The following is a 24,235-nucleotide window of genomic DNA, read 5'->3' as shown; positions in this document are numbered from 1 at the left end:
AAACTTTGTATCATCCTTAAAAATGCAATCATACTTATCCCTTTCCCCGACTGTGCAGCGGGGAAACCGGACAAATTTCCGGCCCTTTTTCATGCAAAGAAAAAAGGACGCATTCAGCGTCCCCCGTTCGTTCCTTGTTCATTCTTCTTCCTTCGAATCGATGAGGTCGAAGGCTTTCGTCTTCGCTTCATTCACTTGTTCAGTCGCTTCGTTGAAATGGGCGAGCGCGGTGCGGACTTCCGCATTTTTTGCATTGACGGCGTCTGCCTGGTCCTGGATTTCCTTGAAGTCGGCGTCCTCCTGAGTCAGCATGCCATACAGCTTTTTCTGCAGGTCGGCCGTCTCCTTGTACAGGGCCGAGTAATCTTCACGCGCGGCATACCGGGCCTCCATCGCTTCCTTCAGCTGACCGACGGCTTTCTTGATCTGTTCGTCATCGCTTTCGGCCGAGTCCAGGTCCGACATCTTCTTTTCGGCCTCTTCGATCGATTTGTCGCCTTTATCAAGCAGGTCCAGCCGCTCATCGGCGGACGACTCTGCTTCTCCGGCCATTTCGGAGAGTTTGTCGGCATCATCTTTCGTCAGTTCCATCATCGAGTTAAATAAATCAAATTCTTTTTTCTCCAGCCCGGCCATCTCTTCCTGAGCCTCATGGAACGGCTTTTCCTGTTCCTGGATGGATCCGACTGCATCTGCGAGCTTGTCCCCGGCCGATGCTCCGAACGAACAGGCAGAAAGGAGCAGGGCTGCGGCAAGAGCGGTTCCGGCAATTTTTTTCTTCATTTTCCTTCCTCCTCTCGTTCAATATCCTGCTTTTACTATATTAGTAGTTCGGGCTGTTTTCAATGAAATGTATGCATTTTTATTTCATGCCCGGCATGTCCGTGTATATACTTGGGTTAACGCCAATTGTACGAAAGGAAGTCAATGCAATGATTACGATGGATCAGATCATCAGGGAAGGTCACCCGACACTCCGCAAAAAAGCAGAAGAATTGAGCTTCCCCCTGACCGACAAAGAAAAAGAAACAGCCCGCCAGATGTTAGAGTTTCTACAAAACAGCCAAGATCCTGAACTCGCCGAGAAATACGGCCTCCGGCCCGGAATCGGGCTTGCGGCAAACCAGATCGATGTCCCCAAAAGGATGTTTGCCCTCCATATCGTCGACGAGGGGACCGAACCGGTCAGTTTCGTGATCGTCAACCCGAAAATCGCCAGCCACTCCGCCGCCAAGGCTTATCTTCCGGGTGGCGAGGGCTGCCTGTCGGTCGACCGCGAAGTGCCGGGATTCGTGCCCCGCTACGCAAAAGTGACGATCAAGGGTTTCACGCCGGAAGGAGAACCGATCAAGCGGCGGCTGAAAGGCCTGTCCGCCATCGCATTCCAGCATGAGCTCGATCACCTGAACGGAATCATGTTCTATGATCACATCGATCCGGACGAGCCGTTCCGCGATTACCCGGACGCCGAGCCTCTCGGGGAACAGTAAAATAGCGAAAGGGGCTGTCCGATAAGTCCCTAAAATGATGAAGGAGGCGAAAAACAAATCGTTTTTCGCCTCCTTCCTTTTATTTTGAATATGTTTGGCAGAAGGCATCCGCAGGATGCCCGCCACTTTCAGGAAATTGTGGGCGAGTGCCAGGATTCCAAACTCCAAGTGAACCTTATCCAGCCCTCGAAGATGGAATCGACGGAACGCCAAATTGCCCTTGAGATTCCCAAAAACTGTCTCCACTTCGATTTTCCGAAGGGCGTAGATCTGTTTTAGGGTTTCATCATCAAGGGCTTTTCTTGCCTTGGCCTTCAATTCCTCATAAATCGGATTCCAGTGAACCTGCCGGTTCCCTTTTGCCTTGGTGCACAGTGCTTTCAACGGGCAGTCACTGCAATCCTCGCACTCATAGATTTTGAAATCCTGGACGAAGCCAGACGCATTTTTCTTTTTCATGTATTTCTTGAAGCGGACTTTCCGTCCGTTCGGACAGACGAACAGATCATCCTCTTCGTGATACGCCCAGTTCTTGGCGTTGTATGCGTTTTTCTTATAACTGCGCGATTGTTCTTTCAAGTAGGTGTTATACGGGATTAGAAAATCGGCAACCGCTTCTCCGTCTTCCTCTCCGAGAAGATACAGGTAATTCTCCTCACTTCCATATCCCGCATCCGCGACAATGCGCTTTGGCATCGGCAGCGCAGTTTCCCGGTAGGCTTCCATGTGTGGGATCAGACACCGGGTGTCTGTGGGCCGCTGGTGAACAGAATAGAAGAGAACAAATTGGTTTTCGGTGGCCATCTGGATATTGTATCCGGGCTTGAGCTGCCCGTTTTTCATATGATCTTCTTTCATCCGCATGAATGTGGCATCCGGGTCTGTCTTCGAGTAGCTATTCCGGTCTTCTCCGCAAACCTCAAGCTGGGCAGCATATTTCTCTTTCCTCGGAATGAAGTCATCCCGGACCAACTTGAGCTTCCTGCGGATCATCGAGCGTTTTCTACGGATTCCCTTGCGGACCGCTGTATCTGTCTCTTTCTCACTTTTGTCCGTCAGGATCTCTTCCTGTCCTTCCAAACGGGAGACGGTCTCCATCAGTTCCTCCACCGAAGGATCACCTTCAGGCAGACTTCCCATTTCGAATCCCTCTGCCTCTGCAATCTCATGGATCTCCTGCAGGGTCTCGCTGATTTTCTTTTTCAGCTTTTCCTCGTATCCCAACACCGCTTTCTTGAATACAAAGGAATATTTATTGGCATCCGCCTCGATTTTCGTCCCATCGAGGAAGTAATTTTCAAAGTCAATGAAGCCGCGATGATGCAATTCCATCACCATCGCTTCGAATAAATCATCGATCATCTTGGGCATTCGGACCCCGCGGAACTCATTGATGGTCCGGTAGTCGGGAAGCTGGCCGGCGGCCAGCCACATAGCAGGAATGCTTTCCCTTGTCAGCTTTTCAATGCGCCGGCAGGAATATTCCTTTTGGGAGTAGGCGTAAAGAATGATCTTAAGCATCATCTTCGGGTGGTAAGAACTGCGGCCGCCTCCGGAATAATGCGCAATGAGCTGATCATCCGGAATCGTCTCGATCATTTCATCAATGACACGTGCCACATGGTCATCGGGAACCAGCGATTCGACATCGAAGATGGCGAAGGACTGGCGGTTATCATAGGGCTTGAAGACAGGCGCCAACCGGCGTTTTGGACGTTTTTCCTCAGGCTTGTTCACCTCTGCCAAGATCTCCATTTCTGTGATATACTCTGTTGTAGCAGTCTTCGGATTGCACATAAAAAGATCGCTCCTTTGTGTGTGTTGTTGTGGTGACTCCATTCTACAAAAGGCAGCGGTCTTTTTCTATTTTTTTGAGAGAGATAAAAAACAGAAAGGGGCTGTCACAGAAAGTCGTTTTTATCGACTTTCTGGACAGCCCCTTTTTAAATCAGGCCAAGCTGGTCGAGGATACGCGCGATGCCGTCTTCTGATACATCCCCGGCGACATAGTCGGCGCGCTTCTTCGCCTCGTCATGGCCGTTGCCCATCGCGACGCCGATACCGGCCGCTTCCAGCATTTCAATGTCGTTTAGACCGTCACCGAACGCAATCGCGTCGGCCATGGTGAGGCCTTCCCTTTCGAGGATCCATTCCATGCCGGCGGCCTTTGAAGCGCCGCCCGGCAGGATGTCGCAGCAGACCCGCTGCCAACGGACGAATTTCACACCCGGGAAGCGCTTGCGGTACTCATCTTCCTCTTCCTCCGTGCAGAAAAGAAGAACCTGGTTGATCGGATGGTCTTTGTAAAAATCACCCTCCACTCTAGGGTACGGCAGCTTCAGCGTGCCGAGGCTTTCGTAGATATGGGGGTAGCCCTCGTCGGAAGCGACCATTTCACGGGCATCCATGTAGACGAGCGGATGTCCTTTTTCCGTGGCGAAATCCTTGATCCTGCCGATCCATTCAGGGTCGTGTGTCCCGCGGTGGATCACTTCTCCCCGGTGGACGACATACTGGCCGTTGAAGCAGATGTAGGTGTCGACATCAAGCTCTTCCAGGACAGGTCCCACCATGAACGGCGCCCGTCCCGTGGCAATCGCGATGAGATGCCCTTTTTCCTTCGCGGCGACGATCGCTTTCCTGGCAGAGGCAGGAAGCTTTTTCTCATCATCGTACAAGGTGCCGTCGATATCAAAAAACAAAATTTTTTCCAACTGGGAACGCCTCCATATATATAAGAAATGACTTGACAGAACATTCATTCAAGCATATAATAAAGGACAAGGAGTGATTGCCATGCTTAAGCGCCTGAAGCGCAGATGGTTGAAACGGCTCAATGGCATCCTCGGCAAAAAGTCCATTGCATGATATGACTCGCCCCCGTCCAATACGGGGGCTTTTCTTTATTTCAGGGGGTCTGCATGCTATTATAAAGGATATGGCAAGTATTTGAACGTGGAAAAGGAGAGCAGACTATGATCTACAAAGTTTATTATCAAGAAAACATGCATGAAGTGCCGGTCCGCGAAAACACGAAAACCATGTATGTCGAAGCGGAATCCGAGCGCCAGGTGCGCGTTGGCCTAAGAGACCGCAACATCAACATCGAGTACATCCAAATGCTGGAGGAAGGGCATCTTGAGTACGAGAAGAAGTCCGATCACTTCCACGTGGAGAAGGTGTAAGCCGCATGAAGTCCGTAAAAAATGACCAAACAGCCGTTTTCGCGCTCGGCGGACTGGGCGAGATCGGCAAAAACACGTACGGGGTGCAGTTCCAGGATGAAATCATCCTGATCGATGCAGGCATCATGTTTCCCGAAGACGATCTTCTCGGCATCGACTATGTGATCCCTGATTATACGTATATCGAGCGGAACGTCGATAAAGTGAAGGGCCTGTTCATCACGCACGGCCACGAAGACCACATCGGCGGGATCCCGTACCTCCTGAAAAAGGTGAATATCCCGGTGTACGGCGGCAAGCTGGCACTCGGCCTCCTGCGCAACAAGCTCGAGGAGCACGGCCTGCTCCGGCGGACAAAGCTCATCGAGATCCAGGAAGACGATGTCATCAAGTTCCGCAAAACGTCCGTGAGCTTCTTCCGGACAACCCACAGCATTCCGGACGCCTTCGGGATCGTCGTGAAAACGCCTCCGGGCAACATTGTCCATACAGGTGACTTCAAGTTCGACTTCACACCGGTCGGAGAGCCCGCGAACCTTGCGAAAATGGCCCAGATCGGCGAGGAAGGCGTCCTCTGCCTCCTGTCTGACAGCACGAACGCCGAAGTGCCGGACTTCACGATGTCCGAGAAGAAAGTCGGCGAAAGCATCGACGAGATTTTCCGCAAAGTGGACGGGCGCATCATCTTTGCCACGTTCGCCTCGAACATCTACCGGCTCCAGCAGGCGGTGACGGCCGCGATTGCGCACGGCCGGAAAATCGCCGTGTTCGGCCGCAGCATGGACAACGCAATCACGATCGGCCGCGAACTCGGATACATCGATGCACCGAAAGAAATGTTCGTCGACACCCAGACGCTGAACCGGCTCCCGGCAAATGAAGTCATGATCCTCTGCACCGGCAGCCAGGGCGAACCGATGGCGGCCCTTTCCCGGATCGCCAACGGAACGCACCGGCAGATCCAGATCCAGCCCGGCGACACTGTCATCTTCTCATCTTCCCCGATTCCGGGCAACATCGCGAGCGTCAACCGGACGATCAACCTCCTGTTCCGGGCGGGCGCCGAGGTCATCCACGGATCGCTCAACAACATCCATACATCCGGGCACGGATCCCAGCAAGAACAGAAACTCATGCTCCGGCTCATCAAGCCGAAGTTCTTCATGCCGATCCACGGGGAATACCGGATGCTGAAGATGCACAAATCGCTCGCCGTTCAGTGCGACGTGCCTGAAGAGAACGTCTTCATCATGGAAAACGGAGATGTGCTCGCCCTCGGATCCGACGAGGCCCGCCCCGCCGGACGAGTCCCGTCGGGCGACGTGTACATCGACGGCAGCGGAATCGGAGACATCGGCAACGTCGTCCTCCGCGACCGCCGGGTCCTGTCCGAGGACGGGCTCGTTATCGTCGTCGTCACGCTCAACAAGTCGAAAGGCAAGATCGTCGCCGGGCCGGACCTCATCTCCCGGGGCTTCGTCTACATGCGTGAATCCGGCGCGATGATCAACGAGGCCCAATCGGTCCTGAACCGCCGGCTCCGGCAATCCGTCTCTTCTTCAAAAGAACCGGACACCGAAAGCCTCAAGAGCCAGATCACCGACATCCTCGGACCTTATCTGTACGACAAGACGAAACGCCGGCCGATGATCCTGCCGGTCGTCATGGAAGTCTAAATACGTCCGAAACCGCACTCCTTTGCCGGGGTGCGGTTTTTTATATGGCGGCGGGGTTGTCCAGGGAAGGCGATGGGAAAATGCATCCATGAAAACGGAGGATGCGTCCACGGAAACAGTGGATGCGTCCATGAATTTCCCTCGGACGAAAATGCGTCCACGGAAATAGTGGATGCGTCCATGAATTTCCCTCATTCGAAAATGTATCCGCGAAAACGCCCGTTGCATCCGCGGAATCCCCGTTCATTGCTTTCAAAAGAAAAGCCGAGCGTCCCTCGGGGCGCTCGGCTTGTTTCATCAGTGTAGGGCTTTCTTTTCAAACCGGAGAATATCTGCATCGGAACCGATGATGATCAGGATATCGCCGAGCTGGATATGTTCATCGGCCATCGGGGAGACGACGACTTCTTCCGCCCGTTTGATTGCCACGATGTTGATGCCGTATTTCGCCCGGATGTCGAGATCCAGAATCGTGTGTCCCGCCAAAATTTCATTGGCCTTAATCTCCATGATCGAATGTTCTTCGGACAATTCGAGATAATCAAGGATGTTGTTGGACATCATATTATTGGCGATCCGGATGCCCATGTCCCGCTCCGGATGAACGACCTGGTCGGCGCCGATCTTCTGCAGCACCTTCGCATGGTAATCGTTCTGCGCCTTCACGGTGATTTTTTCAACGCCCAGTTCCTTGAGGATCAGCGTCGTCAGGATGCTGGACTGGATATGCTCGCCGATCGCGACAATGACATGTTCGAAATTGCGGATGCCGAGCGACACGAGTGCCTGTTCGTCAGTCGTGTCCGCTGCCACCGCCTGTGTGGCGATCGACGCATATTCATCGACCCGCTCATGGTCCCGGTCAATCGCAAGCACGTCCGCTCCTTGATGAACCAATTCACGGACAATGCTGCCGCCGAACCGGCCGAGGCCGATGACAACAAATTCTTTTTTCATGAGTCGTTCCCCCGTCCTGTCTGAAGTGCAGTCCCGAAAGCCGGACCGGTGTTTACCTTGTCCGCTCTTTAGGGAATGAATCTAATGAATCGGTCAGTCCCGGTTGGAGGGCCGCTTCGGACGGGCCGAGCAAAATTGGCAAGATGGATCGTTGCATGCCTCTTCGCGCCATTCATTGCATTCGGCGCAGTAGGCGGCATCGTACGTCGCGTCATAAGACAGAGGTTCAAGGCATACTTCGCAATAATCGTCGAGCTCCTCGTAAGGGATGATCCGGTCCTTTGTCATCAGGAAGATTCCTTCAACAACCGGGGATACACCGCTCCGGCCTTTCCTGCCGCCGGATTCAAGGAAGAAGTTAATCTTTCGTTCCATTGCCGCCCCTCCTTTTTCCATTAGTGTACCACATCCAAACGAAACTACAATGAACTGCGGTGAATTCATGAAATCCATCTCTGAACCGACTGATTTCACGGTTGTGGAATCCCACTTATCATTCATCCTTCCGTTCGCCTACCGGAAAAAGAAGGCCGGCGAAGTCGTCAAACGTCTGGAGGAGGACGGATTCCGTTTTTTCTCGCTGGACGACCCCTCCACGATTGAAGAAATTCATCCGGAAGGCGTCCGGGTCATGCGAGAGGAGCTCGACCAGTACTTTCTCCCGTATGTCGAGCAGAAGCTGTTTCCTCAGTCATCAGGCGAGTACGGGTTCCGCCGGTTCTCGAAGCCCATCAACGAAGACTTTACACTGTCAGTCAAGGACCGCTCTTATCCATTTCGGATCATCAGCCTGGATATCATCCTCGCCCCGTTCGGAATCGCGTTTCTGACATCACGGGTCGAGCTGTCGGCCGGTCCGCTTCCGCTGTCCAGCATCCTCGACTTCACGCAGCATTTCCGGGCTGCAGAGAACAAGCTGAAAGAGGAAAAGGGATCTTCCATTACTTGTCCGGACGGAAGCAAATACAGAAGCATCCACGACTTCCTGATCGAACGCCCGGCATCAGCCATCAGACCGTTTGTGATCCACGACGAGCGGCTGACCGGTTATTTCGGAAGCCTGCCGTATTTCGATGACGAGCGGATGTATGTGAACGCCTTCTTCTTTGCCGAACCGGGAACCGAGATCACGGATGAGCAGCTATTTCGGATCGGGCGGGTTGACGGGCTCGATGCATCGGGCAGGCGATTTATCTCGACGTCGAACATGGATTATATTGAAGACTATCTGAAAAAGTATCTGCACGACCGGTGGGCGCCGGGCTATTATTTGCTGACGACCGATTATTCGTTTTCCGCCGTTTCGACTGAACCGCGAAGCAGCATGGAGCGTCCGCTCGCGCACTTCATGAGCACGCATTACTACAACTTTATCCTTCATTACTTTTACCGGATCATGTTGCTGCGCGTCTCTTTTGAGTATAGCCGGCTGAAATGGGATAAGGACGAAGAATACGTCAAGCGGCTGATCCAGCTGATCACGATCTTCTCCTCCTGGTATTACTTCGAGCATATCAGCGCACGCCAGGAAGGCCGCGAGCTCAGCTCCCATTTTCGGGAAGCCTTCAATATAGATCTGCTTTTTAAAGAAGTGAAAGGAACGCTCGATGAATTGTACCGGGTGCAGGAGAACGCGGCTTCATCGCGGATGAACCTGCTTCTCTTCTTCCTGACCGTCTTCACCGTGATTTCCGGAATCTACGGAATGAACCTCGTCATTGATGACTGGAAGGATGACTTCAGCTGGAAGGAAGTCGAGTCATACGGCTTCTTCGAGTGGATTTCCCTGCTCACCGCCGTTCTCGGAATCGGCATGTCGATCTATCTGTTCCTCACTACGCTCGGCCGCACGCTCTGGCGTAAGTTCCGGATGAGATGGGACGACCTGAATTTGTGAACCTACAGCGGCCGGATTTTCAGGCCGCTGTTTTTATGTATCGGCGCCCTCCGCTTTTGCCCGTCCAGCTTTGGGCGCCGGAGGCTCGGGGTCACAAGCCGTTCCGCTCTGCGAGGCAGGCCTCGCGACGCAGACCCTCTTGTGCCTGTCGCCTCCAAACGGGCGCCCTCCGCTTTTGCCCGTCCAGCTGCGGGCGGCAGGGGCTCGGGGTCATAAGTCACGTTGCGCCGCGAAGCGGGCTTCACTTTGCAACGCGCCTTATGCCTGTCGGAGGCCTGCGGGAGCAGGTCAGTCAGCCGTTGCCGAGAAGCGGCGCCTTTAGGCAGACTTCCTTATCACGGCCCGCTCCGCTTTTGGTCTGTCCAGCTGCGCGGGCCAAACCCTCGGGGTCATAAGTCATCCGGCTCTGTGAAGCAGGCTTCACGCCGCCGGCTGTCTTATGCCTGTCGGGTCTGAACGGCCCGCTCCGCTTTTGGCCTTTGCTTTTTGTTTCTTTTTTTGTATAATGAAAAACGTGTTTTATTAAACTTTAAGTTTGATAATAGTAAACTGACGGGAGGATTCCCGATGCAGATCGGCAAGAAGATTAAACGGCTCCGGTTGAAAAAGGGGCTGACCCAGGAGGAGCTCGGCGAACGCGCGGATTTGAGCAAAGGGTATATCTCCCAGCTTGAGCGGGACCTCACTTCCCCTTCCATCGAGACGCTCTTCTCCCTGCTGGAAGTGCTCGGCTCGTCGCCGAGGGATTTCTTCGATGACAGCGGAATTCACCGGAAAGTGGTGTTCCACAAAGATGAACATACGCTTAACATCGACGAGGAGCGGGGATTTACCGTCCGCTGGCTCGTGTCGGAGTCCAATGAGAACGAGATGGAGCCTGTGCTTCTGAGCCTCGGACCCGGCGGGGAGTTCAAGGAGTTTGAGCCGTCCCTCGCCGAGACGTTCATCTATGTCCTTAAAGGGAAAGTCCGGCTGGAACTCGGAAAGGAAGAATTCGAGGCCGCTGAAGGGGACGCGATCTACTATGAAGCATCCGACGTCCACCGCGTCTCGAACGCCGGAAAAAGCGAGGCGAAGTGCCTGCTCGTCGCCACCGAATCTTATCTTTAATGAATATGGAGGTTTGACATGACTACTCAGCCCATCATCCGCTTCGAGGGTGTCACCAAGCGCTACAGCGAAGATGCCACCGTTCTCGATCACATCAGTTTCGAGATGGAACGCGGGAAATTTTACACTCTGCTCGGGCCGTCGGGGTGCGGGAAGACGACGATCCTCCGCCTCATCGCCGGGTTCATTGAGCCGTCCGACGGTGAAATCCGGTTCAACGGCCGGAAGATCAACGACGTCCCGCCGAATGAACGCCAAGTGAACACGGTGTTCCAGGACTATGCCCTCTTCCCCCACCTGAATGTGTTCGAAAATGTCGCGTTCGGCCTTCGCATCAAGAAAGTAAAGGGAGCCGAAGTGAAAAGGCGTGTTCTCGAAGCGCTCAAGTTCGTCAACCTCGACGGATATGAGAACCGGGAGATCTCCGAAATGTCCGGCGGCCAGCGGCAACGCGTGGCTATTGCACGGGCGATCGTCAATGACCCGGAAGTGATCCTGCTTGACGAACCGCTTTCGGCGCTTGATCTGAAACTGCGCACCGAAATGCAGTATGAACTGCGCGAACTTCAGCAGCGCCTCGGCAAGACGTTCATCTTCGTCACGCATGACCAGGAGGAAGCGCTGGCGATGTCCGATGAAATCTTCGTCATGAATGCGGGCGAAATCGTGCAGTCCGGAACTCCGATCGATATTTATGATGAGCCGATCAACCGGTTCGTCGCGGACTTCATCGGCGAATCAAACATCGTGGACGGCATCATGGTGCGTGATCGGCTCGTCCACTTCGCCGGCAAGGAATTCGAATGCGTGGATGCGGGGCTTGATCCGAACGAAAAGATTGAAGTCGTCATCCGGCCGGAGGATCTGGAAATCACGTCTGCCGAAAAAGGCAAGCTGATCGTCAAGGTCGACACCCAGCTTTTCCGGGGTGTTCATTATGAGCTTTCGACCTATGACAAAGACGGCAATGAATGGCTCGTTCATTCGACGAAAAAAGCGCAGGTCGACGATGAGATCGGCCTTGACTTTGATCCGGAGGCGATCCACGTCATGAGATTGAACGAGTCCGAGGAAGACTTTGACCGGAGGCTCGAATCGTATGAGGTGACGGGCCATGCAGAGTAAGGCGGCCCGCGCACTCTACCTCATCCCGTACGGCGCCTGGATCCTGCTGTTCGTCATCGCGCCGATTGTCCTGATCGGCTACTATTCCTTCTTTGATCTGCACGGCGGGTTCACGCTCGGCAACTACAAGGCCTTTTTCTCGTCGATCTATCTGAAGCTCACGATCAGTTCGTTCTGGTATGCCTTCCTCATCACGCTGTTTTCGCTTCTCATCTCTTATCCGACGGCTTATTTCCTGACGAAGACGAAGCATAAACAGCTCTGGCTACTGCTGATCATCATCCCGTCTTGGATCAACCTCCTGCTGAAGACTTATGCCTTCATGGGAATCTTCGGGCAGTATGGTCCGATCAATGCCTTCTTCGCGGCCATCGGCATCGGCCACCGGCAACTGCTGTTCACCGATTTCAGCTTCATCTTCGTTTCGGTGTACATTTTCATTCCGTTCATGATCCTGCCGATCTTCAATGCCATCGACCGGCTGAATCCGGCGCTCATCGATGCTTCCCGCGATCTCGGCGCCAACGCATGGACGACGTTCCGGCGGGTCATCCTGCCGCTCACGATGAACGGGGTGAAGTCCGGGATCCAGGTGACGTTCATCCCGGCACTGTCCCTCTTCATGATCACCCGGCTCATCGCCGGCAACAAAGTGATTACGCTCGGGACGGCCATCGAGCAGCAATTCCTCGTCACGCAGAACTGGGGCATGGGCTCGACGATCGCCGTCTTCCTGATCCTGTTCATGTTCCTCATCATGCTGTTCACCGAACAAAAGGAAAAAGGAGGGGCGAACCATGGGAAAAACCGCTAAAGGCCCGAAGCTATTCCTCGGCCTCGTGTTCCTGATCCTGTATGCCCCGATCTTCTTCCTGATCTTTTATTCGTTCAACTCGGGCGGGACGATGACTTCATTCGAGTCGTTCACTTGGGAGCATTACGCGGCGGTGTTCGAGGACACCCGGCTCATCATGATCGTGCTGAACACGGTGATCGTCGCCCTCCTGTCTTCGCTGCTCGCCACGACGATCGGCGTTCTCGGCGCGCTCGCCATCGTCTATATCAAAAACCGGAAACTCCGGAACACGCTGCTGTCCCTGAACAACATCCTGATCGTCAGCCCGGACGTCATCATCGGGGCGTCATTCCTCATCTTGTTCACGGCGATCGGCGTGCGGCTCGGCTTCACGTCGGTGCTCATCTCGCATATCGCATTCAGCGTGCCGATTGTCGTCCTCATGGTGCTTCCGAAGCTACTCGAGATGAGCGATTCGCTGATCGATGCGGCACGTGATCTCGGCGCCTCGGGACGCGACGTGCTCACACGGGTCATCATCCCGTACATCAAGCCGGGCATCTTCGCGGGCTTTTTCCTGGCGCTCACCTACTCGCTCGACGATTTTGCGGTGACCTTCTTCGTCACCGGCAACGGCTTCAGCACCCTGTCTGTTGAAATCTATTCGATGGCGCGCACAGGCGTCACGCTCACGATCAACGCCCTCTCCGGACTGCTGTTCGTCGTGACCGTCGGGCTCGTGCTCGGATACTACGCGCTGAACAGCCGGAACAAGACGCCGATCACGGGGGTGAAAAGATGAAAGACATCGTCCGGGCGGCGCTCGCCGTCCTCATCGCCTCCGCCCTCCTCATCTGGGCGAACAGCGAGCTCGGCAAGTCTGCCGGAAACGCAGGGGCGGATACGATTACAGTCTATAACTGGGGCGAGTACATCGATCCCGACCTTTTGAAGCAATTCACCGAAGAAACCGGCATCCGGGTCGTTTATGAGACGTTTGATTCGAACGAAGCGATGATGACGAAGATCCAGCAGGGCGGCACTTCCTACGACATCGCCGTGCCTTCCGAATACATGATCGAAAAAATGAGGGAAAACGACTTGCTCATCCCGCTCGATCATTCGAAGCTTCCGAACATGAAACATCTCGATCCGTACTTCCTGGACTTGGCGTTCGACCCGGGGAATGAATACTCGATACCGTTTTTCTGGGGAACGCTCGGCATCGTATTCAATCCTGAACTGCTGGACGGCGACTATGATTTCAACAGCTGGGAAGACCTGTGGGACCCTGCGCTCAATCAGAAGGTCATCCTCGTCGACAGTGCACGCGAAGTCATCGGGATGGGCCTGAACGTGCTCGGTTATTCCCTGAATTCAACGAGCGTGCGTGAACTTGACGAGGCATCCGCCAAGCTTTCCGGACTTGCCCCGAACGTCAAGGCGATCATCGGAGACGAAATCACCCAGATGATGCAGCAAAACGAGGCAACGGTCGCGCTCACCTGGTCCGGCCAGGCGCTCGACATGATGAGTGAAAACGAGTCGCTCGATTACGCCGTTCCCGAAGAAGGCTCCAATCTCTGGTTTGACAACATGGTCATTCCGAAAACGGCCGCCAACATTGACGGCGCCCATCAATTCATCAATTTCATGCTCGACCCCGAAGTGGCCGCGCAAAATGCGGACTACGTCGGCTACTCCACGCCAAACGCCGACGCCCTCGATCTGATGGATCCGGAAATCGTCAATGACGAGCGATTCTATCCGGACGAAGAAGCCCGGGAGCACCTCGAAGTGTACCGGAACCTCGGCCCGGAAATGCTCGGCGACTACAACGAACGCTTCCTGAAATTTAAGATGGAAATGAATTAGAAAAAACGGCAGGAGCCCCGCGCTCTTGTCGTTTTTCTCTGCATATTCAAAGCTGTATTTAAATAGCGCTCCTTCTTCCGATCGATTGACTGGAGTGAAAGACGGCGACTTCCTCGGGGACGGCACGGGCTGAAGACTCTGCGGTGCTCCCCGGCCAGCAAAGTCCCATCATGAAACAGAAATAATACGGTCAAAGAAGGCGCCTCGCCCGGCACGATGTGGTAAGATGATTAGAGCCGCGAAAGAAAGAGAGTGTGATGTCCATGGCCGTAAAGAGCAACCGTTTTGCCCTTTACATTCTGATGTTCAACATGTTCATCGCCATGTCGGGAATCGGACTCATCATTCCGATCATGCCCGGATATTTGGAAACCTTCGGTGCGGCCGGGCAAGTGCTCGGCTTTCTCATCGCCACATTCGCCTTCTCCCAATTCCTCTTCTCCCCGCTGTCCGGAAACCTGTCGGATAAGTACGGCCGGAAGAAACTCATCGTGTTCGGCCTCATCGTGTTCGGGATTTCCCAGCTGATCTTCGGCCTGGCGGGCCAGCTGTGGATCTTGTTTGCTGCCCGGTTCCTGAGCGGTTTCGGATCCGCCTTCCTCATCCCGCCGATGATGGCGTTCGTCGCCGACATCACGACGCTCGAAGAACGGGGAAAAGGGATGGGCTACCTCGGCGCGTCGATGTCGCTCGGCTTTATGATCGGTCCGTCGATCGGCGGATTCCTCGCCAATGTCAGCATGCAGTTCCCGTTTTACATCGCCTGCGCGGCGGCCCTCGTTGCGGCGGCGTCTTCCTGGTTCATCCTTCCCGACCCGAGGCCCGTCGTCAAGCCGGAACAGGAGAAAAAGCGTCCCGAGACCATTTTCCTGCAGCTCCGGCGCTCCGCGGCGATGCCGTACTTCGTCATGCTGATCATCATGCTCGTCTTTTCGTTCGGCCTGGCGAACTTCCAGGCGACGATCTCGATGTACGTCGACAAGAAATACAATTACACGCCGTCCGACATTGCGGTACTGCTGACGGTCGGCGGATTCGTCGGAGTCATCGTGCAGACGTTCGTCGTCGATCCGCTGTTCAAGAAGTTCGGGGAGATGAATGTCATCCTCGTGAATCTCGGAGTGGCGGCCGTCGCGATGGTCGGCATCCTGTTCGTCAACACGTTCTGGACGATCCTGCTCGTCGCCACATTCTTCTTCACCGCGACGTCCCTTCTCCGGCCGGCGATCAATACACTCATCTCCAAAATGGCCGGGAACGAGCAGGGATTTGCCGCCGGCCTCATGAACGCGTACATGAGCCTCGGCAACATGTTCGGCCCGGCGCTTGCCGGAACGTTATTCGACTGGAACATGGCCTCCCCGTATATAGCCGGCACGATCATCCTGCTGGCCTGCCTCGGCATCACCGCCGTATGGGCAGCCAGGAACCGCGGAACGCTCAACCGCCTCCGCACCCGCAAAGTGCAGGCAGCGGGATGAATTCTGCATTCAAAGAAAAAACCGGACGGATCCCGCTCGAAAACTGGGATCCGTCCGGTTTTTAAATTGGCCTTGTCGGAAAGTCTGGCTGGAATAAAAAACCTGGACGACTCAAGGCCGGAAGCGGACGACTCGGCCTGGTGGTCTGGTCCCTGTCAAGTTTACAGTTGATTCTGTCCGATAAAGATTCAGGCAGCCAACACACTTCCGACCTCGGCAGGAGGCACGCCGTGCTTGAGCTGGAGGCGTTCGTGGTTATAAAAGTAGATATATTCCTCGATGGCAATCCGAAGCTCCTCAAGAGACCGAGGGTCGCCAAAGCAGGCAATCTCAGTTTTGAAGTGACTGAAAAAGCTCTCGATGCATGCATTATCCCAACAGTTGCCGCGCCGTGACATGGACGGTGTCAGGTTCATCGACTGAAGGCGTTTCTGGTATCTCAGGCTCATAAACTGGCTGCCCTGGTCGCTGTGGATAATGGCCTTCTTCCGGTTCCCTTTCACCTTCTCCAGCATCTCGAGCGCTTCCAGGACCAGGCCGGTGTCCTGGTTCGGCCCGTAGGCGAATGCTACGATCGAGTCGTCGTACAGGTCCTTAATGGCGCACAGATAGGTCCAGTGTTCCGTAGGAACGAAAGCGCGCACGTATGTGATATCCACCGAGAATTTCTTCATCGGCTTCGTGGCTTTAAAGTTACGCTTCAAGAGGTTCTGCGCCACCTTCCCCTCTGTACCGCCGTGACGGTACCCTTTGCGGCGAATCCGACATTTGAGCCCATATCGGCGCATGATTCTGGAGATTCGCTTGATATTGACGGTGAGCCCGAACTCTCTCTGGAGCGCCAGCTTGATCCGGCGTCGCCCATAGGTTCCCCGGGACTTGGCGAACACCTTGGAGATATAGTGAAACATCTGCTCATCCTTGAGATCCTGGGCAGAGTGATCCTGCCGCTTCTTCCACTTGGCATAACCCTGCCGGGAGACATCCGACGCCTCCGCGAGGAGGGAGACCGAAAAGGTGTCCTTATTCAGGTCGATGAACAGGAAACTATCTTGTTTGCTTAACACCCCCTTTTCAGATCCAAGAGCTTTTTTAAGAGGAGGATCTCCGCCTTCTGCAGTTCAATCAGAGCATCCTTCTCATCCGACGGTTTCCGGCCATTCTTGCCCCTGGCGTCATGCAAAGCCTCGAAGCCATCCATCTCCACTTTTTCGACCCAGCGTCGGATCGTCCGATCCGAGACATTGTACGAAAGAGCCAACTCCTCAGTGGAAGAGCCTTCAAAAAATTCCTCCACTGCTTTCACTTTTATATCGTAATCCCGCTTCTGGTTCATTTTTCGGCACCCCTTTTCGTTACTCCTAGTGTGACAGAATCAAGGTGTAAACTCTAAGGGGACCATATCAGGATACCCGGTTGGAAATTAAAACCTGGACGACTCAAGGCCGAATGCGGACGACTCAGGGCCGGATGCGGGCGACTCGGCCGAATACCCGGTTGGAAATAAAAACCTGGACGACTCGAGGTCGGATGCGCACGACTCGGACCGAGATACGGACGACTCAGGGCCGGATACGGACGACTCGGACCGATATGCGGACGACTCAAGGCCGGATACGGACGACTCGGCCGGATACCCGGCTGGAACAAAAAAACTGGACGACTCGATGCCGGATGCGGACATTCAACGGTCTCTTCTCTTGGCATCCAGCAGCCGGCCGATGCTTGATTCGCTTTCCTGCGGGTCATTTTCATCTTTCCTCCTCACTCTGAGTCCGGGAGTCCGTGACGGCAGTCCGAACCGCCGCAGAGTGATGTCGGCAAAGAAGATGAGCATCGCTGCGAGGGCGAACCAATGCCAGACCGGACGTGAGTCGGTCTCTTTTTCCCCGAGCGGCCGGAGAGCCTCTTCGGGAGCGTCCAGCATTTTTCCGCCGGTCTCTTCGGCCAGGGCGGCCATGAATTCTCCGTCTGCCGGGCCGGGTTTGTATTCCTTTCCGTACGGAATCGAAACCCCGGCCTTGGCGTACGACTCGCCGTCTCCGGAAATACGGAAGAACACGAGACCCGGGGCAGCTTCATCCAGCCGGACCCGGGCGCTCCCCGGTCCGACCGGGTCAACCGTCGCTTCCAGCTCCCTGCCCTGCTCATCTGCGACCGCGATGTCCAGGAAGGAAGAAGAACCGGTGCCCGACACGAGGAAGGATCCGTCCCCGCTCATCCGGACATCGAACGGCTCATCGCGGTAATCCGGAAGCATCCGGGCGGCGGCCGCCGTCCAGAGGGCCGGCCAGTTTTCCCACGAAGCGAATCCGCCGCTCCAGCCGCCGGAACCCGACGTATAGGCGATCGTCCGGCCGAGCCCGTACCGCCATTCGGCGATGACCGGGTCTCCTTCCGGACTTTCCATGATGACGTCGGCGGCGGGCTTTGCGGTCGTCGCAATGTAGGCGTTCATCTGCGGAAGTGCTCCCGACAGGACTTCCCAGCCGGCCCCTCCCCGGACGAGCGGGCGGAACGGCTCATCGACGATATACGTCCGGGACAGCATCGCCGTTTCCCTCGACAGGATGGCCGGGACGGTATCGGGATCCCGTACATCGTAGAATCGTCCGGATCCGAGCCCCGCCAGCTGCTCGAGCAGGACCCGGTCGGCGTCGGATCCGATGGCGACGGCGGACAGGGTGATGCCGTCTTCTTCCGCTTCACGGAGCACGGTCCCGTAGTCCCCGGTCTCGGCCGACATGCCGTCCGTCAGCAAGATCATGTGCTTCCGTTCCGCATCCACTTCCTTCAGACGCTCAACGGCCAGTGCGACGGCAGGGAAGATGTCCGTCCCGCCGCCGGGCGTGACGGAGTAGATTTTCTCGACCGCCTCGTCCGGCTCGCCGACAGGGCCCGTTTCGATGACTTCCCACGGACTGTCATCGAATGCAATAAACCCGAGTGTGTCGTCCTTCCGTAGAAGTGCGGCGGATCTGGAGGCCGCCTCCTTGGCCAGTTCCAGCTTGGATCCGGTCATGCTGCCGGACCGGTCCAGGACGATGACAAGTCCGAGGGAAGGGATGATATGTGTCCCCGTCACGTCCATGTTGACCGGAAGCAGCTCCTCGATCGGCGTTTTGTAATAGCCGCCGAGTCCGAAGCTCTCTTCGCCGCCGACCATCATGAACCCGGTTCCGAACGTCTGCACGGCCTGGCTGATGACCGCCATCCGGTCTTCGCCGACCAGATGGCCCGGCACATTATCGAAAATGATGCCGTCGTAGGACAGATAGGAGGAAAGATCATTCGGCAACTCCCCGGCGCTGATCGAATCGACCCCGGCCTCCCCGCCGCCGATCCATTTCCCGAGCGGGCTTGGGGCCTCCTCCGTGCCGACAACGAGGAATTTCGGCGGTCCTTCGATTTCTGTGGCAGCGGCCATCCGGTTGTTTTCCGGGATGCCGTCCCCTTCCATGATGATCTGCGCCTCGTATTTGATGAATCCTTCTTCATCCTGCAATTCATCAAACGAAAACCGGTTCTCGCCCTCGGCAAGCTGCACGGACTTTTCAGAGACGGGCCGGTCATCCCGGAACAGGAGCAGCCGGGCGGATGCCTCTTTCGTCGATTCCACATCCACTTCCAGCTTGAGGCGCTCCCCCGAACGGCCGGACGGCGGAATCCGGAAAGCCGAGATGGCAGCGTCCTCCTGCTGCGGGGCGGGAACGAGGGAGCCGTCCACCGATATTCCTTCGGGCAGCTGCGAGCTGACATATGCGAGCGCGTCTCCCCCCGTCTCTTTCCCGTCACTCAGCAGGACGATCCGTGCGGGGTCTCCTCCCGCCGCCGCTGCGGCGTGGCGGATGGCCTGCTCGATATCCGTTTCTCCGGCTTTAACGGGTTCCGTATCTTCCCGGAGCGCACCGTCCGCAGGCGCTTCGTTCGTTCCGCCGGCAAAGGACAGCACCCGAAGCTGCTGTTTGTCTTTTCGGTTTTCCGTTACTTTGGCCAGCCAGGAAGCGAGTTCAGGTTCCGTTCCGCCCATCGAAGCGGAGCGGTCGGCGAGAATGAAAATCTTTTCCTCGCCCGTCCTGAGCAGAAGATAAGGGGAGGCCGCCGCGACTACAAGCAGCAGAACGGCCAGCGAGCGCAGGCCAAGCAGCAGGCCACCCCTCCGGCCGCTTCCTTTTACGGCTTTCCGGTAAGACCACGCCAGGTAAATCGCCGCCGGAACGGCAAGAAGCAGCCAGTACGGCTGTTCAATACGAAAGTCCATGTCTGCGCTGCACCTCCCATTCCGCCAAAATCAGGGCCAGCACGAGTAGGATGAGCGGCACGGCCGGTGAAACCGGCTCTTCCCGGGCCACCGCCTTCCCGCCCTGTTCACCGGCTGTGAACGACGGACCCGACGCCGGACGCTTCTCGGAGTCCGGCAGCGTTACCGCCAAGTGGCGCGCATCGTCCCCTGACCTCAGCACATACAAACCCGGCTTTGCCGGCGCGCGAAGTGCTTCACCGCCGGCAATCTCGCCTTTGAATTCACCGTCCGCCGTATATAATTCCCAACTGCCGCCCGATGACGGAGCGGAGACGGGCCTGACTTCGCCGGGAAGGAACGAGCCGAGCGCGCCGTCTTCTCTTGAAAATGAGTCGATTGCACTCCAAAGAAAAAGAGGGAACGAAGGACGGAGCGGCCAGTCCGTCATGGAAACATCGGCCAAAACAGCGATCTTTCCGTCTGCGGCACGCTGGACGAACGGGCGGCCACCCGCTTCGGCCACGGACGCAAACCCGTCAAACGGCGGGTAGACGCCCGAAACATATATTCCTTCCGGCGATGCATAGGAAAACAGCGGGTCATCGGAAGTCGTGACAACGGCCGGCTCTTCCGACGGTTCAAAGTCCGGCCGGCCGAACAGCACCGTCCGCCCGTTCCGCTTTTGGAACAGTTCCTCATCCTTCGTGAATACGACCGCCTCTTCCGGAATTGCAGCCGCTTCCTCGGGGGCAACCAGCACCGCGTCCGCGCCAGCCGCCTGCAGTCCCTTATGGACGAGTTCGTGGAGACCGGCATCCGCGAAGACGGGCAGATGCCGCCCGCCCGCCACCGCAAACGCATGGTTATCCGGTTCATAGCCGTCATCGGTTTCGGCCTCAAGAGAAAACGCCGGAGAATCCGGCAGGCCGTCAAACCGGATGTTTTCCGTCCCGCCGGGGGGCAGCATGATTTCTTTCGGGCTTCCGGCCGTCACGCCGTCCGCGTCCCGGACCGTCACGGCTGCCCGTTTTTCAGCTTCCGAGTCATTGGAAATCCTCGCGATTGCCGACAGGCCGTCGCTTGTTCGCGCGACGCCGAACACTTCGACCGACACATTATCCGGCGCATGTGCCGCCGCATGGATCTCCCAGGCGATGCCGCCGGTTCCTTCCGGCAGATCCCCTGCCGGTCCGTCAGTGAATACGTGGATCGTCGCAGGCCTTCCGCGGGCTGCCGTCTTCGCGAACGGCAGCGTCGTCTCCATTTCCCCGGGTTCATAGGAAATGTCCAGATCGTCGATGACCCTCACGGCCTGCCGGCTGTCCCGCGTGCCGTCCAGCAGAATCTCCGGGCTCTTCCCCGCCCGGATGACGGTAACTGGGCGTTCATCCGCTTGTTCCGCCAGCTTCCGCATGAGCGGACGGTGCCGCTCCAACACGCTTTTCCCGTCTTCTTCCGCGAGCATCGACGCAGACAGATCGGCAACGATGATCAGGTCCCCCGTCTCCTGGAAGGCGCCGCTCGATCGCGGGCTGAGCAGAAGGAGCACGAGAAGGAGCAGAGACGCCATCTGGAGATAAAACAGGGCATTTCTGCGGAGATGGCGAAGAAACGGGACGGTTTCCGCATGGCGGCGCGATTCCTCCCAGAACAAAACACTCGGAATACGGCGTTCTTCATATTGTCTCCGGTAAAAATAGTAAAGCAGGACCGCCGCCGGAATGGCAGCCGTCCAAATCATGCCCGGTGTTCCGAACTCCATCTGCTTTCCCCCTCTCCGCATGCGCACTTGTCAAAACGGCCCGTCAGCTTCCCGAACGGGTCAGCTCACCCATCCGGCCCTGCGCATCCCGCCGTTCACGAACCCGTCAACCCCTCCGGACGGGTCGGCCTCCAAAATGGGGATTCCGAACTCCCGGCAAAGCGAAGCGAGTTCCAGCCGGTGAGCCTCCCGCCGGTCCAGGTAGCCGGCGACGGCCGCGGGCGTCAGCGTCATTTCGACCGGCTGTCCGGTCTCCGCGTCGATGAGCCGGTAATCCCCGGCGGCGGACGGGCGAACCTCTTCATCGCCCCCGATCAGGATCAGCCGGGTTTCCCCGCCTGCCGAAAGCAGCCGGCGGAACAGGGGCCGGAACGATCCGGCGGGCTCGAGGCCATCGGTGATGAGAAAACGGATCGTCGTGCCCTGCCCGGCAAGTTTCCATGCCTCTTCCGAAAAGCCGCCTGTCCGGTCCGGCTCCGATTCTGTCGACAGGAGTCGGATCAGTTCATGCCGGTGCCCGGATCCTTTCCGGCTGAACCGTGCCGTCCGGCCGTCACCGGCAATCCCGAAAGCGAAATGGTCATCCGAACCGAGCGCAATCAAGCCGAGCGCACAGGCGAGCCTCCGGGCAAACAGCCACCGGCCCGCCCCGTCCATCGACCGGGTTCCGTCCAGGATGACCGAGACCCGGAGTTCCCGCTCATCCCGGAAGCGTTTGATATACAGCTTTTCGGACCGGGCGTACACGTTCCAGTCGATGTTCCGGATATCATCGCCCGGGTGGTATTCGGTGAAATCGGAGAAATCCGGCGAGTTCCCGCTCCTCGCCGACAGGCTCGTCCCGCGCTGCATCCCCCGCCGGGAAGAGCGGGTCGCCAACCGGCAGCGGCCGATCCGGGCCATCCATTCCGGAGGGAAAAACAACTCCGGCTTCATGTGTTCACACCGGTGAGCACATCCCCGACGATCCGGCCGATCAGGTCATCCGGTGAAGTGCCCGCCGCTTCCCCTTCATAATTCAGGATCAGGCGGTGCCGGAGCGCGGGGGCGGCCGCCGTTTTCAAGTCGGCGATGGACACATGGTACCGGCCCTCCGACAGGGCACGGGCTTTTGCGAGGGCGATCAGGCTCTGGAGCCCCCGCGGTCCGCTGCCGATCAGGACGGCACGGTCGATTTCTTCGATGCCCGACTCGCCGGGACGGGTGGCCACGACGATCCTCGCCGCCAGATCGAGCATCTCTTCCGGAAGGATCACCGCCCGGGCCAGTTCCCTTGCCCTTCTGACGGTTTCCGGCCCTATCACTTTTTGCAGTTCCGGGCTGCCTGCCCCGGTCGTCCGCCTCATGATTTCCTTGAGTTCGCCGACGTCCGGATACGGCACAAGGATCTTGCAGAGGAACCGGTCCAGCTGAGCTTCCGGAAGCGGATAGGTCCCTTCCAGCTCGATCGGGTTCTGCGTGGCCAAGACGAAAAACGGATCGGCCATCGTCCGCGTCTCCCCGAGGACGGTGACCGTCTTTTCCCCCATCGCCTCGAGCAGGGCGCTCTGCGTTTTCGGGGTGGCCCGGTTGATCTCATCGGCGAGCACCATCTCGCTGAAGATCGGCCCTTGTTTGAAGACGAACCGCTGGCCTCCGTCCGGCGTCCGTTCGATCATATTCGTCCCGGTGATGTCGGACGGCATCAGATCGGGCGTGAACTGGATTCGTGAAAATCCGAGGTCGAGCACATCGGAAAAGGTCCGGACGAGCATCGTCTTGCCGAGCCCCGGCAGCCCTTCCAGCAGGGCGTGGCCGCCGCCGATGATCGCATACAAAATAAAATCGACCGCCTCTTCCTGACCGACGATGAACTTCCCGACTTCGGCGCGCACTTCACCGATCTTCCGTCCCATTTCGCTGAATTCTGCTTTATCCAAGGCATTCCGCCTCCTTAGTCTCTGTTTTCGATCGAGGAGAAATAGTCGGACAAGATCCGCTGCAGGTCTTCGGGCAGTCCGAGACGGCCGGCATCTTCCATGTAGGCATCCCGATAGTCGCCGGTTGCCTCGCCGTACGGGCGGACGGTCCCTTTTCCGGCAGGGACGGTCCCTTTTTCCGTCCGGCCGCCGTCTTCTTGTTTCCCCGTGTCCTGGACGGGTGCGCGCGGATCGAATCCGGGCGGAGGCGTGCTGACGAGGTCACGGCTGCCCTGCCCCATTCCCGCCCCGCTGCCGGTTGTTCCGTCGCCGCCTTTGCCGGAGCCATTCTGGCCCGAGCCTCCCTGGCCGGAGCCTCCCTGGCCGGAGCCATTCTGGCCCGAGTCTCCCTGGCCTGAGCCTCCCTGGCCCGAACCTCCCTGGCCCGTACCGTTTCCGGCGCTTCCGTCCCGGCCTGCCCCGTCCTGGCCAACACCGTTCTGGCCAGAACCGCCCTGGCCGCCGGCTTGATCCGTCCCGTTGCCCGGGCCGCCGGCGTTTCCGCTACTGTTCCCGTCGCTTCCCGGAGCAGCATCCGACCCGGCAGGCCCGCCGTCGCTCCCCGGCGGCGGGTCTCCGCCGGTTTTTTCACTGCCGCCAGTCCCGTTCTCCCCGGCCGGTTCACCTGAAGCGAGGCTGCCGCCGGCAGACCGGCCGAGCTTCGCGAGTTTCTCGTCCGC

Annotated in this window: 20 protein-coding genes and 2 pseudogenes; 10 read left to right on the top strand and 12 right to left on the bottom strand. The window is 57.1% G+C overall.

Annotated elements, in window-relative coordinates; translation table 11 throughout:
* Nucleotides 1–138: 138 nt before the first annotated feature.
* Nucleotides 139–783, bottom strand: a complete 645-nt coding sequence (locus tag BN1189_RS10415) for a YkyA family protein (RefSeq protein WP_040227899.1) — start codon at nucleotides 781–783, stop codon at nucleotides 139–141.
* Between the two features lie 149 nt (nucleotides 784–932).
* On the opposite strand from BN1189_RS10415, the gene def reads away from it, so the two are divergent.
* Nucleotides 933–1,490 carry a peptide deformylase gene (gene def, locus BN1189_RS16160; RefSeq protein ID WP_040227988.1) on the top strand — a complete coding sequence of 186 codons (558 nt, stop codon included), beginning with the start codon at nucleotides 933–935 and terminating at the stop codon, nucleotides 1,488–1,490.
* A gap of 132 nt (nucleotides 1,491–1,622) precedes the next feature.
* Here the strand turns inward: def and BN1189_RS16555 are convergent.
* Nucleotides 1,623–3,245: pseudogene (locus BN1189_RS16555) on the bottom strand (IS1182 family transposase); the annotation flags it as partial.
* Between the two features lie 188 nt (nucleotides 3,246–3,433).
* Nucleotides 3,434–4,204 (bottom strand): Cof-type HAD-IIB family hydrolase, encoded by a 771-nt coding sequence (locus tag BN1189_RS10405; RefSeq protein WP_040227898.1) that lies wholly within the window; start codon nucleotides 4,202–4,204, stop codon nucleotides 3,434–3,436.
* Nucleotides 4,205–4,465: 261 nt separating this feature from the next.
* Between BN1189_RS10405 and BN1189_RS10400 the strand changes: the two genes are divergently transcribed.
* Both BN1189_RS10400 and rnjA read left to right on the top strand, forming a co-directional pair.
* The gene (locus BN1189_RS10400; protein ID WP_040227897.1) at nucleotides 4,466–4,675 is read left to right on the top strand and encodes a DNA-dependent RNA polymerase subunit epsilon; all 210 of its coding nucleotides are present in this window, start codon (nucleotides 4,466–4,468) and stop codon (nucleotides 4,673–4,675) included.
* A 5-nt stretch (nucleotides 4,676–4,680) separates the two neighbouring features.
* The gene (gene rnjA / locus BN1189_RS10395) at nucleotides 4,681–6,351 is read left to right on the top strand and encodes a ribonuclease J1 (protein WP_040227896.1); all 1,671 of its coding nucleotides are present in this window, start codon (nucleotides 4,681–4,683) and stop codon (nucleotides 6,349–6,351) included.
* Between the two features lie 297 nt (nucleotides 6,352–6,648).
* On the opposite strand, the gene BN1189_RS10390 is transcribed toward rnjA, so the two are convergent.
* Both BN1189_RS10390 and BN1189_RS10385 read right to left on the bottom strand, forming a co-directional pair.
* Nucleotides 6,649–7,308, bottom strand: coding sequence for a potassium channel family protein (locus tag BN1189_RS10390; protein ID WP_040227895.1), 660 nt, complete (start codon nucleotides 7,306–7,308; stop codon nucleotides 6,649–6,651).
* Between the two features lie 93 nt (nucleotides 7,309–7,401).
* Nucleotides 7,402–7,683, bottom strand: a complete 282-nt coding sequence (locus BN1189_RS10385; RefSeq protein WP_040227893.1) for a hypothetical protein — start codon at nucleotides 7,681–7,683, stop codon at nucleotides 7,402–7,404.
* Between the two features lie 67 nt (nucleotides 7,684–7,750).
* On the opposite strand from BN1189_RS10385, the gene BN1189_RS10380 reads away from it, so the two are divergent.
* The 7 genes from BN1189_RS10380 to BN1189_RS10350 all read left to right on the top strand — a co-directional run bounded on the left by BN1189_RS10380 (nucleotide 7,751) and on the right by BN1189_RS10350 (nucleotide 15,592).
* Entirely contained in the window at nucleotides 7,751–9,205 is a 1,455-nt protein-coding gene (locus BN1189_RS10380) for a hypothetical protein (protein WP_040227985.1), read from the top strand.
* Between the two features lie 567 nt (nucleotides 9,206–9,772).
* Nucleotides 9,773–10,315, top strand: a complete 543-nt coding sequence (locus BN1189_RS10375; RefSeq protein ID WP_040227892.1) for a helix-turn-helix domain-containing protein — start codon at nucleotides 9,773–9,775, stop codon at nucleotides 10,313–10,315.
* 18 nt (nucleotides 10,316–10,333) lie between these two features.
* Nucleotides 10,334–11,440 (top strand): ABC transporter ATP-binding protein, encoded by a 1,107-nt coding sequence (locus BN1189_RS10370; RefSeq protein WP_040227891.1) that lies wholly within the window; start codon nucleotides 10,334–10,336, stop codon nucleotides 11,438–11,440.
* Nucleotides 11,430–12,254, top strand: coding sequence for an ABC transporter permease (locus BN1189_RS10365; RefSeq protein ID WP_040227890.1), 825 nt, complete (start codon nucleotides 11,430–11,432; stop codon nucleotides 12,252–12,254). The genes BN1189_RS10370 and BN1189_RS10365 overlap by 11 nt, the downstream gene beginning before the upstream one ends.
* A complete protein-coding gene (locus BN1189_RS10360) occupies nucleotides 12,238–13,038 on the top strand; it encodes an ABC transporter permease (protein WP_040227889.1) in 801 nt (266 codons plus the stop codon). The genes BN1189_RS10365 and BN1189_RS10360 overlap by 17 nt, the downstream gene beginning before the upstream one ends.
* Nucleotides 13,035–14,111: an ABC transporter substrate-binding protein gene (locus BN1189_RS10355; protein WP_040227888.1), complete on the top strand. Its 1,077-nt coding sequence runs from the start codon at nucleotides 13,035–13,037 to the stop codon at nucleotides 14,109–14,111. Before BN1189_RS10360 ends, BN1189_RS10355 begins: the two co-directional genes overlap by 4 nt.
* Nucleotides 14,112–14,374: 263 nt before the next feature.
* Nucleotides 14,375–15,592: an MFS transporter gene (locus BN1189_RS10350; protein WP_040227984.1), complete on the top strand. Its 1,218-nt coding sequence runs from the start codon at nucleotides 14,375–14,377 to the stop codon at nucleotides 15,590–15,592.
* Nucleotides 15,593–15,780: 188 nt separating this feature from the next.
* On the opposite strand, the gene BN1189_RS10345 is transcribed toward BN1189_RS10350, so the two are convergent.
* From BN1189_RS10345 to BN1189_RS16155, 7 genes and pseudogenes are all read right to left on the bottom strand, one after another.
* Nucleotides 15,781–16,659 (bottom strand): IS3 family transposase, encoded by an 879-nt coding sequence (locus BN1189_RS10345; RefSeq protein WP_052455554.1) that lies wholly within the window; start codon nucleotides 16,657–16,659, stop codon nucleotides 15,781–15,783.
* Entirely contained in the window at nucleotides 16,653–16,928 is a 276-nt protein-coding gene (locus BN1189_RS10340; protein WP_040224721.1) for a helix-turn-helix domain-containing protein, read from the bottom strand. Before BN1189_RS10340 ends, BN1189_RS10345 begins: the two co-directional genes overlap by 7 nt.
* A 348-nt stretch (nucleotides 16,929–17,276) precedes the next feature.
* Nucleotides 17,277–19,853: a VWA domain-containing protein gene (locus tag BN1189_RS10335; protein WP_040227886.1), complete on the bottom strand. Its 2,577-nt coding sequence runs from the start codon at nucleotides 19,851–19,853 to the stop codon at nucleotides 17,277–17,279.
* Entirely contained in the window at nucleotides 19,837–21,597 is a 1,761-nt protein-coding gene (locus BN1189_RS10330) for a vWA domain-containing protein (protein ID WP_040227884.1), read from the bottom strand. The genes BN1189_RS10335 and BN1189_RS10330 overlap by 17 nt, the downstream gene beginning before the upstream one ends.
* Before the next feature lie 60 nt (nucleotides 21,598–21,657).
* The gene (locus tag BN1189_RS10325) at nucleotides 21,658–22,533 is read right to left on the bottom strand and encodes a DUF58 domain-containing protein (protein WP_052455809.1); all 876 of its coding nucleotides are present in this window, start codon (nucleotides 22,531–22,533) and stop codon (nucleotides 21,658–21,660) included.
* Entirely contained in the window at nucleotides 22,530–23,492 is a 963-nt protein-coding gene (locus tag BN1189_RS10320) for an AAA family ATPase (RefSeq protein ID WP_052455817.1), read from the bottom strand. The genes BN1189_RS10325 and BN1189_RS10320 overlap by 4 nt, the downstream gene beginning before the upstream one ends.
* A 38-nt stretch (nucleotides 23,493–23,530) precedes the next feature.
* Nucleotides 23,531–24,235: pseudogene (locus BN1189_RS16155) on the bottom strand (hypothetical protein); the annotation flags it as partial.

It is taken from the genome of Bhargavaea cecembensis, from assembly GCF_000826125.2.
Taxonomy (GTDB): Bacteria; Bacillota; Bacilli; order Bacillales_A; family Planococcaceae; genus Bhargavaea; species Bhargavaea cecembensis_B.
This window is presented reverse-complemented; position numbering and strand designations above follow the sequence as displayed.

What these genes read in the sequence shown, in the direction of transcription:
- BN1189_RS10415 (WP_040227899.1), bottom strand. Translation starts at nt 783, where the DNA reads ATGAAGAAAAAAATTGCCGGAACCGCTCTTGCCGCAGCCCTGCTCCTT.
- def (WP_040227988.1), top strand. Translation starts at nt 933, where the DNA reads ATGATTACGATGGATCAGATCATCAGGGAAGGTCACCCGACACTCCGC.
- BN1189_RS10400 (WP_040227897.1), top strand. Translation starts at nt 4,466, where the DNA reads ATGATCTACAAAGTTTATTATCAAGAAAACATGCATGAAGTGCCGGTC.
- rnjA (WP_040227896.1), top strand. Translation starts at nt 4,681, where the DNA reads ATGAAGTCCGTAAAAAATGACCAAACAGCCGTTTTCGCGCTCGGCGGA.
- BN1189_RS10390 (WP_040227895.1), bottom strand. Translation starts at nt 7,308, where the DNA reads ATGAAAAAAGAATTTGTTGTCATCGGCCTCGGCCGGTTCGGCGGCAGC.
- BN1189_RS10385 (WP_040227893.1), bottom strand. Translation starts at nt 7,683, where the DNA reads ATGGAACGAAAGATTAACTTCTTCCTTGAATCCGGCGGCAGGAAAGGC.
- BN1189_RS10380 (WP_040227985.1), top strand. Translation starts at nt 7,751, where the DNA reads ATGAAATCCATCTCTGAACCGACTGATTTCACGGTTGTGGAATCCCAC.
- BN1189_RS10375 (WP_040227892.1), top strand. Translation starts at nt 9,773, where the DNA reads ATGCAGATCGGCAAGAAGATTAAACGGCTCCGGTTGAAAAAGGGGCTG.
- BN1189_RS10370 (WP_040227891.1), top strand. Translation starts at nt 10,334, where the DNA reads ATGACTACTCAGCCCATCATCCGCTTCGAGGGTGTCACCAAGCGCTAC.
- BN1189_RS10365 (WP_040227890.1), top strand. Translation starts at nt 11,430, where the DNA reads ATGCAGAGTAAGGCGGCCCGCGCACTCTACCTCATCCCGTACGGCGCC.
- BN1189_RS10360 (WP_040227889.1), top strand. Translation starts at nt 12,238, where the DNA reads ATGGGAAAAACCGCTAAAGGCCCGAAGCTATTCCTCGGCCTCGTGTTC.
- BN1189_RS10355 (WP_040227888.1), top strand. Translation starts at nt 13,035, where the DNA reads ATGAAAGACATCGTCCGGGCGGCGCTCGCCGTCCTCATCGCCTCCGCC.
- BN1189_RS10350 (WP_040227984.1), top strand. Translation starts at nt 14,375, where the DNA reads ATGGCCGTAAAGAGCAACCGTTTTGCCCTTTACATTCTGATGTTCAAC.
- BN1189_RS10340 (WP_040224721.1), bottom strand. Translation starts at nt 16,928, where the DNA reads ATGAACCAGAAGCGGGATTACGATATAAAAGTGAAAGCAGTGGAGGAA.
- BN1189_RS10335 (WP_040227886.1), bottom strand. Translation starts at nt 19,853, where the DNA reads ATGGACTTTCGTATTGAACAGCCGTACTGGCTGCTTCTTGCCGTTCCG.
- BN1189_RS10330 (WP_040227884.1), bottom strand. Translation starts at nt 21,597, where the DNA reads ATGGAGTTCGGAACACCGGGCATGATTTGGACGGCTGCCATTCCGGCG.
- BN1189_RS10325 (WP_052455809.1), bottom strand. Translation starts at nt 22,533, where the DNA reads ATGAAGCCGGAGTTGTTTTTCCCTCCGGAATGGATGGCCCGGATCGGC.
- BN1189_RS10320 (WP_052455817.1), bottom strand. Translation starts at nt 23,492, where the DNA reads ATGGGACGGAAGATCGGTGAAGTGCGCGCCGAAGTCGGGAAGTTCATC.